The following is a 15848-nucleotide window of genomic DNA, read 5'->3' as shown; positions in this document are numbered from 1 at the left end:
TCCCTATATTGATTTATAAAAATAGAGATGCATTTATGAATAACTCACAGCAAAAAATACGTAAAAATTGGACATTTGAAGAAACAATTGTTGCATTATATCTTTATTTTACTATTCCATTTCAGCGAGTTAGCAAATCAAATCCTATAATCCAAGAATATGGTCAATTATTAAATCGCACACCATCTGCATTAGGTATGAAAATAGGAAATATCGGTCGCTTAGATCCAACACTGAGAATGCAGAATATCACAGGGTTATCCAACGGAAGTAAACTAGATGAGGAAGTATGGAACACCTATCTAGGAAAATGGGATAAACTTGTGCTAGATTTCGAGAAAGTTATTCAATATTTGCAAAAAGTACCGGACATACAAGATGAACCGATCTATACTTTTCCCGAAGGTAAAGAACGAGTTACACAAGTTAGCGTGAGAACAAACCAAAATTTCTTTCGGCAAAGTGTTTTGGCTGCATACAATAATAAATGTTGCATTACGGGAATTGATATTCCAGAATTATTGGTCGCAAGTCATATAAAACCATGGAAAGATGATTTGGGTAACCGTCTAAATCCTAGGAATGGACTTTGTCTAAATAACTTGCACGATAAGGCTTTTGATCGAGGATTTATTACATTTGATGATGAATTTAGGCTAATTCTATCTTCTCATCTAACCTGTTCAAAAGAAGCTCTACAATTCTTTATTCCTTATGAAAATAAGGTTATTGCTTTACCTGATAGGCTAAGCCCAGAATTGGGATTTTTAGATTTTCATCGTAAAAATATCTTTAAAGAATAGTATGACAAAAGTATGGATTACTAATGGTATAAATAATAAAAAAAGTACTAAATTATTTAACGCAAGTCAAAGCACAAATTTCACTTTTAAAATCCCTAACTGGGATAATAAAAGAACAGCTGAAATAAATAGCCTAATGAACGTTCGTGGTAGTTCTGATGTGAAAAGACGTGTTCAAAAAATTTTAGAGTATGGTTATGACCTGGAATTTGAAAGTGTTGATAAGCCTGTTTTCAAAAATAATTTAGTGATGGTTGATAGTTACTTTCCTGAAATAATATCAAAAATGTTGAAAATTTATTTTTCAGGGTTGGCGACTAACGTAAGCGATATTGTAGCTAAAACATGTGATGCTAACCCAATACAATATGATAAAGAGTTCCATCATAAATTTTATATTTATAAAGTTAAACATTTCCTGAATATCGTTGCGTTAGGAATGCAACCGACACAAGTATGGCAAGGTATATATGATGCAACAGGCGGTTATCTTGTTGTGAAAGAAGACGGTGAAATTGTTTGCTATCATATCTATAGTAGAAATGAATTTGATAACTATCTTTTTTATAATACTAAATTTGATACACCAAGTGCCGGCCGAAATAAGTTCGGTGAAATATATGAGAAAAACGGAGAATTTTTCTTTAAACTGAATTTTCAAATCAGATTTCAATAATAGAATAGGCGGGTTAAAACCCGCCACTATATTACATCCCTTTAGTCTGCAACTTCACCTCCTACTTCATCGCCACCCCTAACCACTTCACCATTTCTCTTTCACTCCACCCTTTGCGTTTGGCATAATCCACTGCCTGATCTTCATCAATTCTGCCTAATGTGAAGTAATTGGAAGCAGGGTGGGTGAAATACCAGCCGCAAACCGAGGCAGCGGGCCACATTGCGTAGCTTTCGGAGAGTTTCATTCCGATGCGTTGTTCCACTTCAAGCAAATCCCAGATAATCTGTTTTTCAGTGTGTTCCGGGCAGCTTGGGTATCCGGGGGCGGGGCGGATGCCGATGTAATCTTCTCGGATCAAGCGGTCGTTTTCAAAGGTTTCTTTGCTATATCCCCACACTTTGGTGCGTAGCTCAAAATGCAGATATTCCGCCATTGCTTCGGCGAGGCGGTCGCCGACCGCTTGCAGGAGAATAGCGTTATAGTCGTCCCCTGCCGCTTTGTAACCTTCGACTAAATCGTGTTCTTCAATGCCTGCGCAGACGGCGAACATTCCGAACCAATCTTGTTTTCCACTCGCTTTGTCGGCGATAAAATCGCTCAAACAGAGGTTGTACGGGCTTTTGCTGTTTTTGCCTCGTTCGCTTTGTTGGCGGAGATGGTAGGCTTTGCCTGCGACTAAAGTGCGGTCAGCATTTTGGTAGATTTCAATATCATCGCCTACGCCGTTAGCAGGGAAAATCCCCATTACACCGCTTGGGTTGAGTTTGCGGTTTTGTTCAAGTTCGTCCAGCACTTTCTGCGCATCATTATAGACTTTGCGGGCTTCTTCGCCGCCTTCAGGGTAATCAAAGGCATCGGGATAACCGCCCATCAAGCCCCATAAGCGGAAGAATGGCGACCAGTCGATAAATTTTCGCAGCGTGGCAATCGGCACATTTTTATATTCGATAATGCCTGTTTGATTTGGTACGGGGACTTGATAATCCGCCCATTTGCCACTGAACCCGTCAAAACAGTTTGCCCGTGCCTCCTCAATCGGTAACTGCTTGCGAGGGGCTTTTTTATTGGCAAACGCCTGTTGAATTTGCTCGTACTCTTTTTTCGTTCTCGCCCACAATTCCGCTTTGGTGTCAGGGTTCATCAAGGCAGCACACACGGTTACGGCACGGGAGGCATTGGTGGTGTAAATCACTTCGTGTTGATATTTCGGGTAAAGTTTAATTGCCGTATGTTCTTTGGAGGTGGTCGCCCCGCCGATAATCACTGGAATATTGAGGTTAAGACGGTTCATTTCGCCCAAAAAATACTCCATTTCATCAAGGGACGGGGTAATTAAGCCGCTCAAGCCGATAATATCCGCTTTTTCGTCAATCGCCGTTTGAATGATTTTATCCGCCGGTACCATCACGCCAAGATCAATTACCTCAAAATTGTTACATTGCAACACCACGCTCACGATATTTTTGCCGATGTCGTGAACATCACCTTTCACGGTCGCAATCACTACTTTGCCGCTGCTTGAGCCTTTTTGTTTGGTCGCATTGATAAACGGCTCTAAATAGGCGACCGACTGCTTCATTACCCGAGCGGATTTCACCACTTGCGGCAGGAACATTTTGCCGTCCCCGAACAGATCGCCCACCACGTCCATTCCAGCCATTAGCGGTCCTTCAATCACCTCCAGTGGTGAGCTGAACTGCTGGCGGGCTTCTTCGGTATCTTCAATAATAAAATTGGTGATCCCTTTCACCAAGGCGTGTTTTAAGCGTTCTTCCACCGCCCACGTCCGCCATTCCGCCACGCTGTTATCCTCGTTGCAAGCGGTCTGATTGCGGTATTTTTCTGCAATATCCAACAAACGTTCGGTTGCATCAGAGCGGCGGTTTAACACCGCATCTTCCACCACTTCACGCAGTTCCGGATCAAGATCATCATAAATCGCCAACTGCCCCGCATTGACAATCCCCATATCCATTCCCTGCTTAATGGCGTGATAGAGGAACACGGCGTGAATGGCTTCCCGCATCGGATTATTGCCCCGAAACGAGAACGATACGTTCGACACACCGCCGGAAATCTTGGCGTGCGGCAAGGTTTGCTTAATCCGCCCCGTCGCATTGATGAAATCCACGCCGTAGTTGTTGTGTTCCTCAATCCCCGTGCCAATCGCAAAAATATTCGGGTCGAAAATAATATCTTCCGGCGGAAAACCGACTTGATCGACCAAGATCCGATAAGCACGGCTACAAATTTCGACCTTGCGTTCTTCCGTATCCGCCTGCCCGACCTCATCAAACGCCATCACCACCACAGCCGCACCGTAACGGCGGACTAATTTGGCTTGTCGGATAAATTTTTCCTCGCCCTCTTTGAGCGAGATGGAGTTCACAATCCCTTTGCCTTGAATAGACTGCAAGCCTGCTTCAATCACTTCCCATTTTGACGAGTCGATCATCACCGGCACTTTTGCCGCTTCCGGTTCGGTCGCCATAATGTTGAGAAAACGGGTCATACATTTTTGGCTGTCGAGCAATGCCTCGTCCATATTCACGTCAATCACCTGCGCCCCGTTTTCCACTTGATCGATCGCAATTTCAATCGCTTCTGCAAATTTTTCTTCTTTAATCAAGCGTTTGAATTTTGCCGAACCGGTAACATTGTTCCGCTCGCCGACATTCACAAAGAGACTTTCATCATCAATCGTCAGCGGTTCTAAGCCCGACAAACGCATTGCGGTTTTAATGGCGGGAAGTGGACGAGGTTTTACCCCCGCCATTGCCTCTGCAAAGGCTTTGATATGCTCCGGTGTTGTGCCGCAACAGCCGCCGACAATATTGAGAAAGCCGTTTTGCGCCCACTCTTTGAGTTGTGCCGCCATTTCAGCCGCCCCCAAATCGTAACCGCCAAAGGCATTCGGCAAGCCAGCGTTCGGGTGTGCCGACACATAACATTCGCAAATTTTCGGCAGTTGCTCCATATATTGACGCAGCTCTTTCGGGCCGAGCGCACAGTTCAAGCCAAAACTGATCGGCTTAACGTGGCGGAGGGAGTTATAAAACGCTTCGGTCGTCTGCCCTGACAATGTTCGTCCCGACGCATCGGTGATCGTGCCGGAAATCATAATCGGCAACTCAACGCCCAGTTCTTCAAACACGGTGTCAATAGCAAAGGCAGCCGCTTTCGCATTCAAAGTGTCGAAAATGGTTTCGATCATAATAATATCCGCTCCACCTTCGATCAGCCCTCGTGCTGCCTCGGCGTAGGCTTCAACAAGCTGCATAAAGGTAATATTACGAAAACCGGGATCGTTCACATCGGGAGAAATCGAGGCAGTGCGGTTGGTCGGGCCTAAAATCCCTGCCACAAAGCGCGGCTTTTCGGGGGTGCTATATTTATCAGCGGCAAGGCGCGCCAATCTCGCTCCTGCAACATTCAGCTCATAAGCGACCGCTTGCAGATCGTAATCGGCTTGGGCAATGGTGGTCGCACTGAAAGTATTGGTCTCAATAATATCTGCGCCTGCCTCAAGGTATTTTTCGTGAATGGCGGAAATCAGTAAAGGCTGGGTAAGGGTCAGTAAATCATTATTGCCACGCAAATCAATCGGACTATCGGCAAAACGCTCGCCTCGGAAATCGGCTTCGGTCAGCTTATATTTTTGGATCATCGTTCCCATTGCACCATCTAAAATTAAAATGCGTTGGGCGAGGGCGGTTTTTAAAAGTGCGGTTGTTTTTTCTGACATATTATCTCGTTATTTATGAATAGGGTGAGGAATAGAAAAATAATAGAAAGATGTCACAATGCTGTCAAATTTTATCTCTAGCAAAATATAGAGTATGATTAGACGCTTAGTTTATTTTAGGATCTCGTATGAAATATCTTATCCACCTTATCTTTTGCAGTCCTTTGTTCGCTTTGGCAAACAACGTAATAACTTCCTCAGCGACTGAATTTAACCGCTTTCAACAGCAAAACAAAAACCGAAATGAAGAATTACAACAGGCGCAGCAGCAACGTTGGGTAGAACAACACCAATATCAACCCAAACAAAAAGAGGAAACCGTTTCCGATTTATCCCAAGTTTGCTTGCCTTATGAGCGTGTGCGCTTTGTCGGTTTCACCTTGATTGATCCAACGACGTTTGCACCAAAGCCGAACGAATGTTTAAACGAAGTGAGATTAAATCAGCTCAGCCAAGACATCACCGCTGCCTATTTACAAAAAGGCTATATTTACAATCCATTCCGATTTGAGAACGACCACAGCGGAACGCTCACCATGCGAGTAACGGAAGGGCGGGTGAGTAAAATATCAGGCGACAGCAAGCGATTAAATTTTTCGACCTTATTACCCAATGTAGAGGGGCAGGCGCTTAATATTAAAGATTTAGACCAAGCCCTTGATCAAGCCAATAAAATGCCGGGGAGTAAAGTGACGGTTGATGTGTTGCCGGCAACAAATGGGGAAATCGAACTCGCTTTTGTTAATGAGGAAAAATCCCGCATTAGTGGATTTATCGGGTTGGATAATTTCGCCTCTCAACGTGCGGGACGTTGGCAGGCAAAAACAGGGGTTCAATTCGATAGTCCGCTCGGTTTATCCGATACCCTCTATGTGAATGCCGCCCACACCTTAAAATCGTTTCATCGAAATTACAGCCGCTCCCTCTCATTTTTTCATACCATCCCTTACGGCTATTGGACATTCAGCAGTTTTGGTTCTTTTTCGTCCTTTAAATCCGATGTACCGTTACAATATCTTAAAGCACAACAAAACGGAAAAAACTGGCAAATTGCGTTCCGCACAGATTACACGTTCCAACGGGATTCAAATTCTATCTCTTCTCTCTACGTCCAACTTGAGCGAAGCAAAAACAGAAGTTATTTTCAAGACAGTCTGATTCTATTACAAAGCCCAACGCTGACGACAGCCCAATTTGGTATCAATCATCTACAACTCTTTCCGAACGGTTCATTAATTGCTGATTTTAGTTACGAACGGGGATTAAAATGGTGGAATGCCACGCCAAGTCAAGGACGGGATCAACCTGAAGGGCAATTCAACCTATGGCGTTCGGATTTACAGCTCCACTATTATCACCAAGTAAAATCGCAAATTATTCACCAATCCGCACGCCTAATCGGACAATACAGTAAAAATTATTTACCTGCCATTAAACAAGCGGATCTATTAGGGCGATATTCCGTGCGGGGCTTTAATGATCTTTTTCAATCTGCGGAAAAAAATCTCGTGTTACAAAATAACATAGGGTGGCTATACCGATACAATCAATGGCAACTGGAACCTTACCTTGGTGTGGATTTCGGCATACAAAAAACCACTGCCAGCGATGCGAAAAGCCAAAAAGCCTTCGGATATGCCGTCGGTATCAAAGCTACTCACCCACATTGGCAAATGCAACTGGAATGGGCGACTGGACGGCTGTTTCAAGCAGATAAAATTCAGCAAGAGCGTAGTGTTAATGCAAATATCAGCTATATTTTCTAAGCAGTTGTAAAAAGGTTGGCGAGCCGACCTTTTATTCTGACGAAAAGTGCGGTCTAAAAAATCATTGATTCTTAATAAGTGAACCCGTTCCCTATTTGACTCATGTTCAGTAGGGAATAGCGTTATCACTTCACCGATTAAGGCATTTTTCTTGAAGTCGTTTAATCATGTCGCTTTAACCGACCGGCTATTGCTCTTTAAGACCGTTAGTTTTCGTAGTGATAAGCTTTAGCCGCACGGTTTTTAGTTGCGCTAAGTCAGCTCTCTATTCAATTCGCCTGCTAACTATTACTTTCCGTAGTAATTTATTTTCTTTCCAATCCTAGTTAATAATGAGCGATAAATTTCTTCCGAAATTTTGACCGCACTTTCCTGTGCGTCGCTAAATCTGTCGGTATAAAAACCGTGGCTAACCACGAATCTTAGCGCATTTCTGGTACTCAAATTAATATGAAACATATTCCTTAAAAGCAAGCAATAGCTCTGTACAGAGGTTAAATAAGCCAGTAAATGAAAAGCCCCATGATCAAAACAAAAAAATTGGCTAAGTTTCCTTAGCCAATTTTCGTTCTTTAGAAAATAATGATTATCTGCGTCTTCTGGCTTTCATCATATTGAGAAGCTGTTCTTTCTTTTTGGTGGTTAAAACAACATTGGTTTTCACCACCTTGTCTTTGACTACTTGAGGTTTCTCCGGATTAATCCCGCCTTGTTTTATCGTTTCGGTTTTGGTGGAATCTACTTTCACATTCACATCGGCTTTCACGCCTGCGATTGTGCCGTTATCCCAATCCTTCTTAACACTTTCAGTCCATTTATCCGCCGGATATGGAGTAAATTTACCACTACCGTTCGCAGAAAGATGAACGCTGGTTTCATTGATTTTATCAGTAACCGGAGTAGTGGTAATGCTACCTGTAAGATTGTTATTCATATTTTCCGCATTAATGCTACTGCCGTTAAAATGGGCATTATTACCGGAGATTGTGGCATTTTGAACATTCAAATCAGTTGTCGTGTGAGTTTCATTACGCACCACATCAACATTTAATTTTCCCGAGCCTTCTGCCGGCGTCCATTTATTCTCACTAATGCCGCCACTCAGTGATAAACCGACATCCACTCCAGTTTTGTTCACATTGTTTTTCGCCGCATTTAAGATCACATCACCTTTGCCACTATTGAGGTTAAGGTCGGTGCTGTTTGAGCTTACACCGGTTAAATTCACACCATTATTAGCTTGAATGTTCACGTTTTGACCGTTGATCGACACACCTTGATGAGTGGTACTGTTTTCGTGTTGTACGTTCACATTGCCGTTAATGCCAAGACTAGAGGTATTTGCACCGACGCTTACTCCGCCACCAACACTTACATTGAGATCCTGTACTTGGCTTTTACCTGGCTGTACGTTGACGATTTCGCCAGTGATCGATACATTATTGCCTGCCACAACATTTGTTCCTTGTAAATTCACACCCTCTTTACCGTGAATACCCACATTGTTGCCACTTTGAACATTATGCGAGACAGCATCTGTACGCTTACCTTTATGCCCATTAGCCGTGAAATTTACATCGACAGATGGTACTGCTGCACCAGCAGCTGGAACGACAATCGCACCAACACCAACATTAAGGGTAAAACCCCCTCCTTTATGGCTACTAGTATTTTGCGATTGAGTAAAGTTTGCTTGATCAGCATTGATATTCACATTGTGTGTTGCCGAAATATCCCCCTGGCTGTTTAATGTCCCTGTGGTGATATTAACATTATCCCCCTGTACATTTGCTTTATGAGCTGTTGTTGAATTGCTCTGATCTTTTTGGAAATGAATGCCTGCATTTACCCCAACATTTGCACTTGCAAAATCTTTTGTACTGGCACTAACCCCAATAGTAACCCCCGCATTTAATTTATCATTCTGCTTGGTGTTTTGAGCCGATTGAATATTGTGCAACTGTGAGTTGAGATTTACATCGCCACCACCTTGATATTGTGTCCCTATATCAGTTAGTTGATTGGCATTCACGTTTACATTTTTACCTGCAGTTATAGTCGTACTTTGAGCATTTGTCGCAGAGCTTTGCTCACGACCACCCGAAGCTCCCAATACAAGGCTACCACTTACAACTTTGTTTTTATCAAGGGAGGTCGTTAAGGTTAAGCCAATATCAACATTTTTCTTATAGCTGTTTTCTGTATTTTTTTCCGATTTATGACTCACATTTTGTGCGTTTTCAGCTATATTCTGTCCGGCATTAAGCTGTGAACCGTTATGGTTAATGGCTTGATTTGCATTGATATTCAGATTATTAGCAGCAGATAATTGACTGCCTTGTGCGGAAGTTGTTGAACTATTGGCTTGTGAATGTTGGATTCCTAATGAGAGTTTATTTGTAATACCGCTTTCGGTTACGGTTACCGTATTAGTAATCCCTACATCCGTATTTTTCTTCGTAGAAGTCGCAGAATTATGCTGTGCCTGCGTATTGACATTGTTTGCATTGATATTCAAATCGGTCTTTGTTGCAGACACTTTACTCCCCGCTATATTTACATTATTAGCGGCTAAATTGGTTTCACCACCGCTCACTGACGATGCGGTATACGTACCTTCCATCAATGATTTATTATGTTTATAAAAACCGAGAGTGGCGCTAGCTTCGCCTTTAAACTTCAAATTGTCTTTGACATTACTCACTAAATTTTTAGCGAACTCATCACGTTTAACCTTACCCTCAATCACATTGACAAGAAGATCAACGGAAGATTTTACAACGCCTTCTTTATCCAGCGATAATGTTGGTTTTTCCACTTTAGTGGTAAACCCAATACCTGATTGGGTATGATTTTGGGATAAATAGTCTCGGCTGCCTTGAATATTAATATCGCCACCGGCAACAATATCAAGTACGGCACCAGCTTGTATGCGACTACCAATAATATCTACATTTTTATCGGTAACTAATTTCAAATTGGACTGAGAACGTAAAACTGCCCCCTGTTGGGTAGAAACAACCTTATAGCCCTTAGTACGCTCTTTCGTAATATTGAAAATTGTCCCTATACGACCTTGTTCTTGATAAGAGCTGAAGTTTTCTACAGAATCTAATTGCAGGCTCCCTTCATTCGCTTTAACTAACGCATCTTTACCTGCAATGACCCGGCTACCTGAAATATTCACTCCTTTCTTAGCATCAGCTAAAATTGTCCCTTGTACAGTAAAATCCGCTCCGTGCTGCTCTCTATCATTACGGGTAGAAACCAAGGTTTTCGAGCCTGCTAAACCTCCCCAGTATTTTTCTTTATCATCAACATTATGACTATTTTTAACTTCCTCTGACTTGAACTGAAGTTCCCCATTATTTGCAACAACCACATCACCATCAATACGTCCAATTGTTCCTGCAAATTGAATATCTGCCCCACTTGAAATAATCAAATTATCTTTCACATTCAATTCGCTTGCCACATAATTCTGAGTAGCTGCAGATTGTGAACTTTTACCGGTCTTACGTTTAGACGAAATATTTTTAAAGGTTGAAGAATCAGCATAGTAGCTCTGTTCTGTTACTCCTTGGAACGTAATCCCTTTTTCACCGTGTAAAACAAGATTTTGAGCATTAATCTTAGACGCATCACCTGTTAATTTTCCATTTGTTGCAATGAGTTTAAGATTATCCGATACAATTTTTGTGCTGTGAGCCTTTTCAGTCGTACCAAATGAACTTTCGGATATTTTTGCATTTCCTTTTGCACGATCTTCAGATGATATAGTTCTTTCTTTCGTTTTTACCGTGCCTAAATGGGTTTTTCCACCGACTAATACTACATCTTTAGCTTGAATATCTGCACCCTCTAATGTCAAGTGATTAGACGCAACCACAGTCGCAGAATCCGCATTCACATAGGTTTTATCAAACTGTTGAGTGTCTTTACGTAATTTACCTTTACCTACAAGCCGATCCTTATCACTAATATTTTTAGAGGAAGAAGCAGTATTGTTAACCATCTTCCCATTTAATTTCACATTACCGCCAGTTACTGTCACTTGCTTCGCGGTTAAGTTGCTACCGGTAACCTCTAAACTAGCACGCTCGTCTGTTGAATGGATACGAATTCGCCCCGCTTGAATACTACCTGCGACTGTGCCGTCTAATACTTTTTCTTGCTGTGGTAGTACACTAACGGTTAATTGACCATCATCCGCACGTTCAATTTTATTACGACCTTGTAAAATATTAACACTACCGTCTTTAGCCTGAATTTTGCCGGAAATATTCACTGTTGGAGCAATTAAATCAATATTTGATGCACCAGATATTTCACCTTGAGTGGTTAAACGATTTTCGCCATCCACTTGATAGCCGGTTAATTTACCGCTTTCAACCGTTGCTTTACCAACGACTAATGATGCTCTTGGTGTATTAATAAAACCACCGCCATCAACACTGATACCGTTCGGGTTAGCTAATACATAGTCCGCTTTTTGCCCTGCAATTTCCTGTTTACCGGCAATATGTGAAGGATTACGGCTCACCACTTCATTAAGAATAACCGTTGCCGCTTGCCCTCTTAAATTTGGGTTGGCAGAAACCTGACCGGCTAACTGGGTTTGAGCATTTTGCTGAGCATTATTTAAAACTGCACCCGCTTTATCTACGTTATATTTATTATATTGGTTATGTGACAGCCCCGACTGACTTGGCGTAGCAATATTAATAATTTCCACACCTTGTTGACGGGCAACTTGAGTATTACCATTAGCGGATTGAATATCAGCGTAGCTGAACGGAGTTACATAGCATAGAGATAATGCAATTGTAATTTTGGAAGGAGACATTTTCTTCATAATATATCCAAAAAATAAGGGGAACTTGAATCGACAAACACTATTAGTGATATTTGCCACCGGAAGCTAAATCACGACAATTTATGATGTGATTGTGCCTATTTTTAACAAAACCAAACCATCATTTGGTACACCGCGTATGTTATATCACCTCCACATTAAAATTTGGTGACATGTTTCAATAAAAATGTAAATTTTGTGATGAGTATCACAAAATTTAATGTAATTAAATTCGAATTCTATTGCCTTTGGCACTGAATCAAAATAATAAGATAGTTTAAGAAAATACATTTGATCGAGAAAAAGCCGGCTATCCGCTACACGGCACACGAATTTAAATTTATTTGATTCTAGAGTGAAAGGGGAACATAGATCAATGTCGTTCATCAGTTGAATTATACGGCGGATACAGTGAAATAAAGGCATTATTAATTAGGTGATGTGAGGAAAATTTGTTACCTATTTTGTAACGATAAGCGAATAATGCGTATTTTATCCCCATCAATACCAAAATCATTGTCATTAACTAAAATCCATTCTTGAGGTGAAATAATCGCTAATCCTTCGATTTTAGTTGGAAACTTGTCTAAATCATCTGTGTTGACTATTAATTCTTTATTTACGGCTTTTTCAGTTGTGTTAGGTTTAAGTTTAATTTTGTAAAATTTAGTCGTTTTACTAATCCGTTCTAAAACGATCAGTTCATTATCACCGATGGTGGCTATTTCGCTTATTTTTACATCATTTTGAATACGTGCTTTTTTAGCATTATCTTTGATAAAAGTATCTGGGGTATCCAATTCATATAGCCATTGTCCGTTAATGGTTTGAGATTGAATATCCATAGAATATAGTGTGACGGTTCGTTTTTCGGGATCATAAGGACTTTGTAGCATAAAAAAGAGTGTTTTTTCATCTTCGCTTAAGGCTAGGGCTTCAAAACCTCTGTTAAGTTGGCGGTTTCTCAATTCTGCCGGTAAGTTCTCTGTTACGGTATAATCTGCGCCGTTTAATTCAGATTTCACCCCCTTAGGTACAAAACGATTCTTAATCACTCCGTTTTGATCCGCGTAAATAATACTCGGACCATATTCATCGGCAAGGTAAAATTCGCCACTTTGTGTGACAACTAATGCTTCGGTATCAAAACCGTTTACCTCATCCTTGAGTAAGTTTTTATTAATATCATACGCCGTTTCGGTATTCGGATTGGATATACCCGAGGCAAGTTTTCCTGATTGTGTTCTGAGCGGTATTTTATCTAAAATCTTTGCGGAAGATTGGTTATTTTCAGACAGTTGTAGGCGGTAAATAGTGGGGGCAAAATTAGGAACAGGAAAAACTTTACCTTTAGCACAATATGATAAGCCTAAAATTTTAGGGCTATCGCCACAATCAATATTAGGTCCTCGATCCGTCACCGTATAAAAAACATCGGCTGGATCGCTCCGGCGATGAAATGCCCCGCTTCCGATTCCGACCGATAAGTTTAATGTTTTTTCGGGCGTGATTATTGTACTGAGCGCTTCATGAAATGATGAACTACTGTAAGTATGCGCCATCGCGATACTCGGTATAAAAACAAATAAAGCCAATTTTTTCATATTTTTCCCCAATGGATTTAGCGATTATCGGCGGTATTTTATTGTTCTTTGATGTCAAAAAGATGACATTGCTTTTACTCATACTTCACTCGTAAGCCTTTTTCCATAAGTTTGTAAAAATTTAGTGGAATTTGACCGCTCTTTTCTGTTTTAACAGTTGTCATATCAAGTCATGTACTTGTAAAAGTGCGGTCAAAATTCCTTGAGTTTTTGGTGAATTCTCAGTGCTAACCATGGAGGGAGGATTAAGATGATCCCTGAAAGTTATCTTTTGGGGATCTTTTATAAATTAGTGTTGTATCACGATTGTTGATGGCTAATTATTGAATTATTTAGCCTTATTATTTCTTCTTTCTAAACGTAATACACCTAGGTGGGTCATATAACAGCAAAAAATACAACCGCATACTGCAAACAGAAGTAAATAAAAGCCTGCATTCCAGCCAAAACGTTCGGCGAGAATACCAAACAATGCCGTTCCGGAGAAACTTCCGAGAATATAGCTGAGTAATCCTCTTAAACCCGTTGCGGAACCCGCAGCAAATGAAGGCACAAGTTCAATGGTTTGCAAAGAAGAAAGGAACATTGGTACATAGATTAAGCACCCGATAACACCTGCACCGATAGTAACGGTGAGCAAATCTTGCCCTCCCCAGTACGCAAACATCGCTATACCGACCCCAACCAGTGTTATGATTGCTAATGGCATACGGCGACCTTTAAAGTAGGTATCCGTCAACCAACCTGCTAACAGGGTAGAGGGGATGGCAGCCCATTCAAAGATAGCAAAAGCGGTTGCCATTTGCCCCTTAGAAAAGCCTTTAGTTTCCAGTAAATACAGAGGAAGCCAAGTTAATACCCCGAAACGGATCATATAGGTGAATACATCAATAAAAGAAACAAACCAAACGTTAATGTCTTTAACGATATAATCTCTAAAAATTTCCCATGTGGTTAAATTGACATTTTCTTCTTTGGTGACAACCAATTCTTCTTGTTCTGTACCCAGAATTTTACTAGTAGGCGGTAAACCTTCGTTATAGGTTCGACCCGTGCCGAAAATATAGAAAATAATGGCAACCACAGTAGCAATAGCTGTCGGCACGATAAAATGTGCCGCTTGCCAATGTTCCTGCCCTAACCAGGCAATACTTGCACCCGCTATCGGTGCAACCAAGCCACCTCCCACATTATGGGAAATATTGAATGCTGCCGTTGTAACACCACGGGACTTTCGAGGGAACCAACTGGCTAGTACAACATAAGCAGGCCCGGCTCCCATTCCTTGAAAAATACCATTCAAAATACATAAAAATAAGAATACCCAAAATGATGCACTAAATCCCATCATTAGGTTTACGACTGCTGACATCATTAAGCCGAAAATCATAAAATGTTTTGGATTGGATTTGTCGGCAAAAGCAGACATAAATCCTTTACTTAATCCGTACACAATCAGCATTGTGCCGGAAATAAAACCAATATCTTTTTTGCTAAAGCCAAATTCACTGATTAGTTCTGGTGACGAAAGTAAAAAATTATTGCGTAAAATATAGTAGGCGGCATAGCCTATAAAAATCCCAAACAATGCGTGCCATCTCAGATGGTTGTAACGTTCTCTGATTTCACTGTCGGGAATGGGGTTACCCGGTTTAGATGCTAAAAAAGAAAGCATAGAAATTCCTCTTATTTAAATGATGAAAAAAGAATGTTTCTTACTTTGTAGTAATTATTTGGTATGTTAGCCTGATTAAAACGATGGGTAAAATCAGTGAAAAATGTACAAAAATGACTGATCTTTTATTTTTTCCGTGTCAAAAATGACCCATAACTTATTAAGCTGAAGAAAGTGATTTGTTGGCTATCGAAATTGAGTTAATTTCACGCCATAATGAAAAATAATTAGAAAAAAGAAAATTTAAAATTTGTGATTTAGATCACAAAATAGAGACGAACTGTGTGATGAAATTTTTACTTTTTATTTTGCTGTCTTGGATTAGTCCGTTGTTATTAGCCAATGAAATTGTGATAGCGACGACTTTTTCTCCGGAAACGACCGAACATATCATTAAACAATGGCAAAATAGTTTTCCCAACCAAGAAGTCCGTTTGATTAATCGAACATCAAATTCACTTAAGCGTTTATTAGTCCAACCGGATATAGAAAAAGTCGATTTAGTGTTGAGTTCTTCTCCTTTTCTGTTTCAAGATTTACAGGAAAAGGGATTATTGTTGGAATTGCCGAAAACTTATCAAAATGCACTTGTACCCTCTCAACTAAAATCAACGACAACGGCGATTGCTTTTTCCGGTTACGGCATTTTATTCAACCGAAATTTACTTAAACAACGCCATTTAGCCGAGCCTACTGATTGGAACAGTCTCTCTGATTAGGC

General features: G+C 40.9%; 8 protein-coding genes. 4 read left to right on the top strand and 4 right to left on the bottom strand.

The genetic code is table 11. The features are described 5' to 3' along the window. Positions 1–35: 35 nt before the first annotated feature. Positions 36–803, top strand: coding sequence for an HNH endonuclease (locus FEE42_RS06025; protein ID WP_164027928.1), 768 nt, complete (start codon positions 36–38; stop codon positions 801–803). Position 804: 1 nt separating this feature from the next. Further along, complete coding sequence (locus FEE42_RS06020; RefSeq protein WP_164027927.1) at positions 805–1479, top strand: HpaII family restriction endonuclease; 675 nt, start codon at positions 805–807, stop codon at positions 1477–1479. A gap of 61 nt (positions 1480–1540) precedes the next feature. Here the strand turns inward: FEE42_RS06020 and metH are convergent, their stop codons facing one another. After that, a complete protein-coding gene (gene metH, locus FEE42_RS06015; RefSeq protein WP_164027926.1) occupies positions 1541–5227 on the bottom strand; it encodes a methionine synthase in 3687 nt (1228 codons plus the stop codon). Between the two features lie 128 nt (positions 5228–5355). Between metH and FEE42_RS06010 the strand changes: the two genes are divergently transcribed. Continuing rightward, positions 5356–6993: a ShlB/FhaC/HecB family hemolysin secretion/activation protein gene (locus FEE42_RS06010; RefSeq protein WP_164027925.1), complete on the top strand. Its 1638-nt coding sequence runs from the start codon at positions 5356–5358 to the stop codon at positions 6991–6993. A gap of 586 nt (positions 6994–7579) precedes the next feature. Here FEE42_RS06010 and FEE42_RS06005 read toward each other — a convergent pair. The 3 genes from FEE42_RS06005 to FEE42_RS05995 form a co-directional block, all read right to left on the bottom strand. Further along, on the bottom strand, positions 7580–11848 hold the full coding sequence (locus FEE42_RS06005; protein ID WP_164027924.1) for a two-partner secretion domain-containing protein: 4269 nt from the start codon (positions 11846–11848) through the stop codon (positions 7580–7582). A 455-nt stretch (positions 11849–12303) separates the two neighbouring features. Continuing rightward, positions 12304–13452: an esterase-like activity of phytase family protein gene (locus tag FEE42_RS06000; protein WP_164027923.1), complete on the bottom strand. Its 1149-nt coding sequence runs from the start codon at positions 13450–13452 to the stop codon at positions 12304–12306. A 328-nt stretch (positions 13453–13780) separates the two neighbouring features. After that, entirely contained in the window at positions 13781–15127 is a 1347-nt protein-coding gene (locus FEE42_RS05995) for an MFS transporter (RefSeq protein ID WP_164027922.1), read from the bottom strand. Between the two features lie 287 nt (positions 15128–15414). Between FEE42_RS05995 and FEE42_RS12855 the strand changes: the two genes are divergently transcribed. Then, positions 15415–15846 carry a type 2 periplasmic-binding domain-containing protein gene (locus FEE42_RS12855; protein ID WP_237184488.1) on the top strand — a complete coding sequence of 144 codons (432 nt, stop codon included), beginning with the start codon at positions 15415–15417 and terminating at the stop codon, positions 15844–15846. The last annotated feature ends 2 nt before the right edge of the window (positions 15847–15848 follow it).

The organism is Rodentibacter caecimuris (genome assembly GCF_010587025.1).
GTDB classification, from domain to species: domain Bacteria; phylum Pseudomonadota; class Gammaproteobacteria; order Enterobacterales; family Pasteurellaceae; genus Rodentibacter; species Rodentibacter caecimuris.
The sequence above is the reverse complement of the archived record's forward strand: the minus strand, read 5'-3'. Positions and strand labels throughout refer to the sequence as shown.

What these genes read in the sequence shown, in the direction of transcription:
- FEE42_RS06025 (WP_164027928.1), top strand. Translation starts at nt 36, where the DNA reads ATGAATAACTCACAGCAAAAAATACGTAAAAATTGGACATTTGAAGAA.
- FEE42_RS06020 (WP_164027927.1), top strand. Translation starts at nt 805, where the DNA reads ATGACAAAAGTATGGATTACTAATGGTATAAATAATAAAAAAAGTACT.
- metH (WP_164027926.1), bottom strand. Translation starts at nt 5,227, where the DNA reads ATGTCAGAAAAAACAACCGCACTTTTAAAAACCGCCCTCGCCCAACGC.
- FEE42_RS06010 (WP_164027925.1), top strand. Translation starts at nt 5,356, where the DNA reads ATGAAATATCTTATCCACCTTATCTTTTGCAGTCCTTTGTTCGCTTTG.
- FEE42_RS06005 (WP_164027924.1), bottom strand. Translation starts at nt 11,848, where the DNA reads ATGAAGAAAATGTCTCCTTCCAAAATTACAATTGCATTATCTCTATGC.
- FEE42_RS06000 (WP_164027923.1), bottom strand. Translation starts at nt 13,452, where the DNA reads ATGAAAAAATTGGCTTTATTTGTTTTTATACCGAGTATCGCGATGGCG.
- FEE42_RS05995 (WP_164027922.1), bottom strand. Translation starts at nt 15,127, where the DNA reads ATGCTTTCTTTTTTAGCATCTAAACCGGGTAACCCCATTCCCGACAGT.
- FEE42_RS12855 (WP_237184488.1), top strand. Translation starts at nt 15,415, where the DNA reads ATGAAATTTTTACTTTTTATTTTGCTGTCTTGGATTAGTCCGTTGTTA.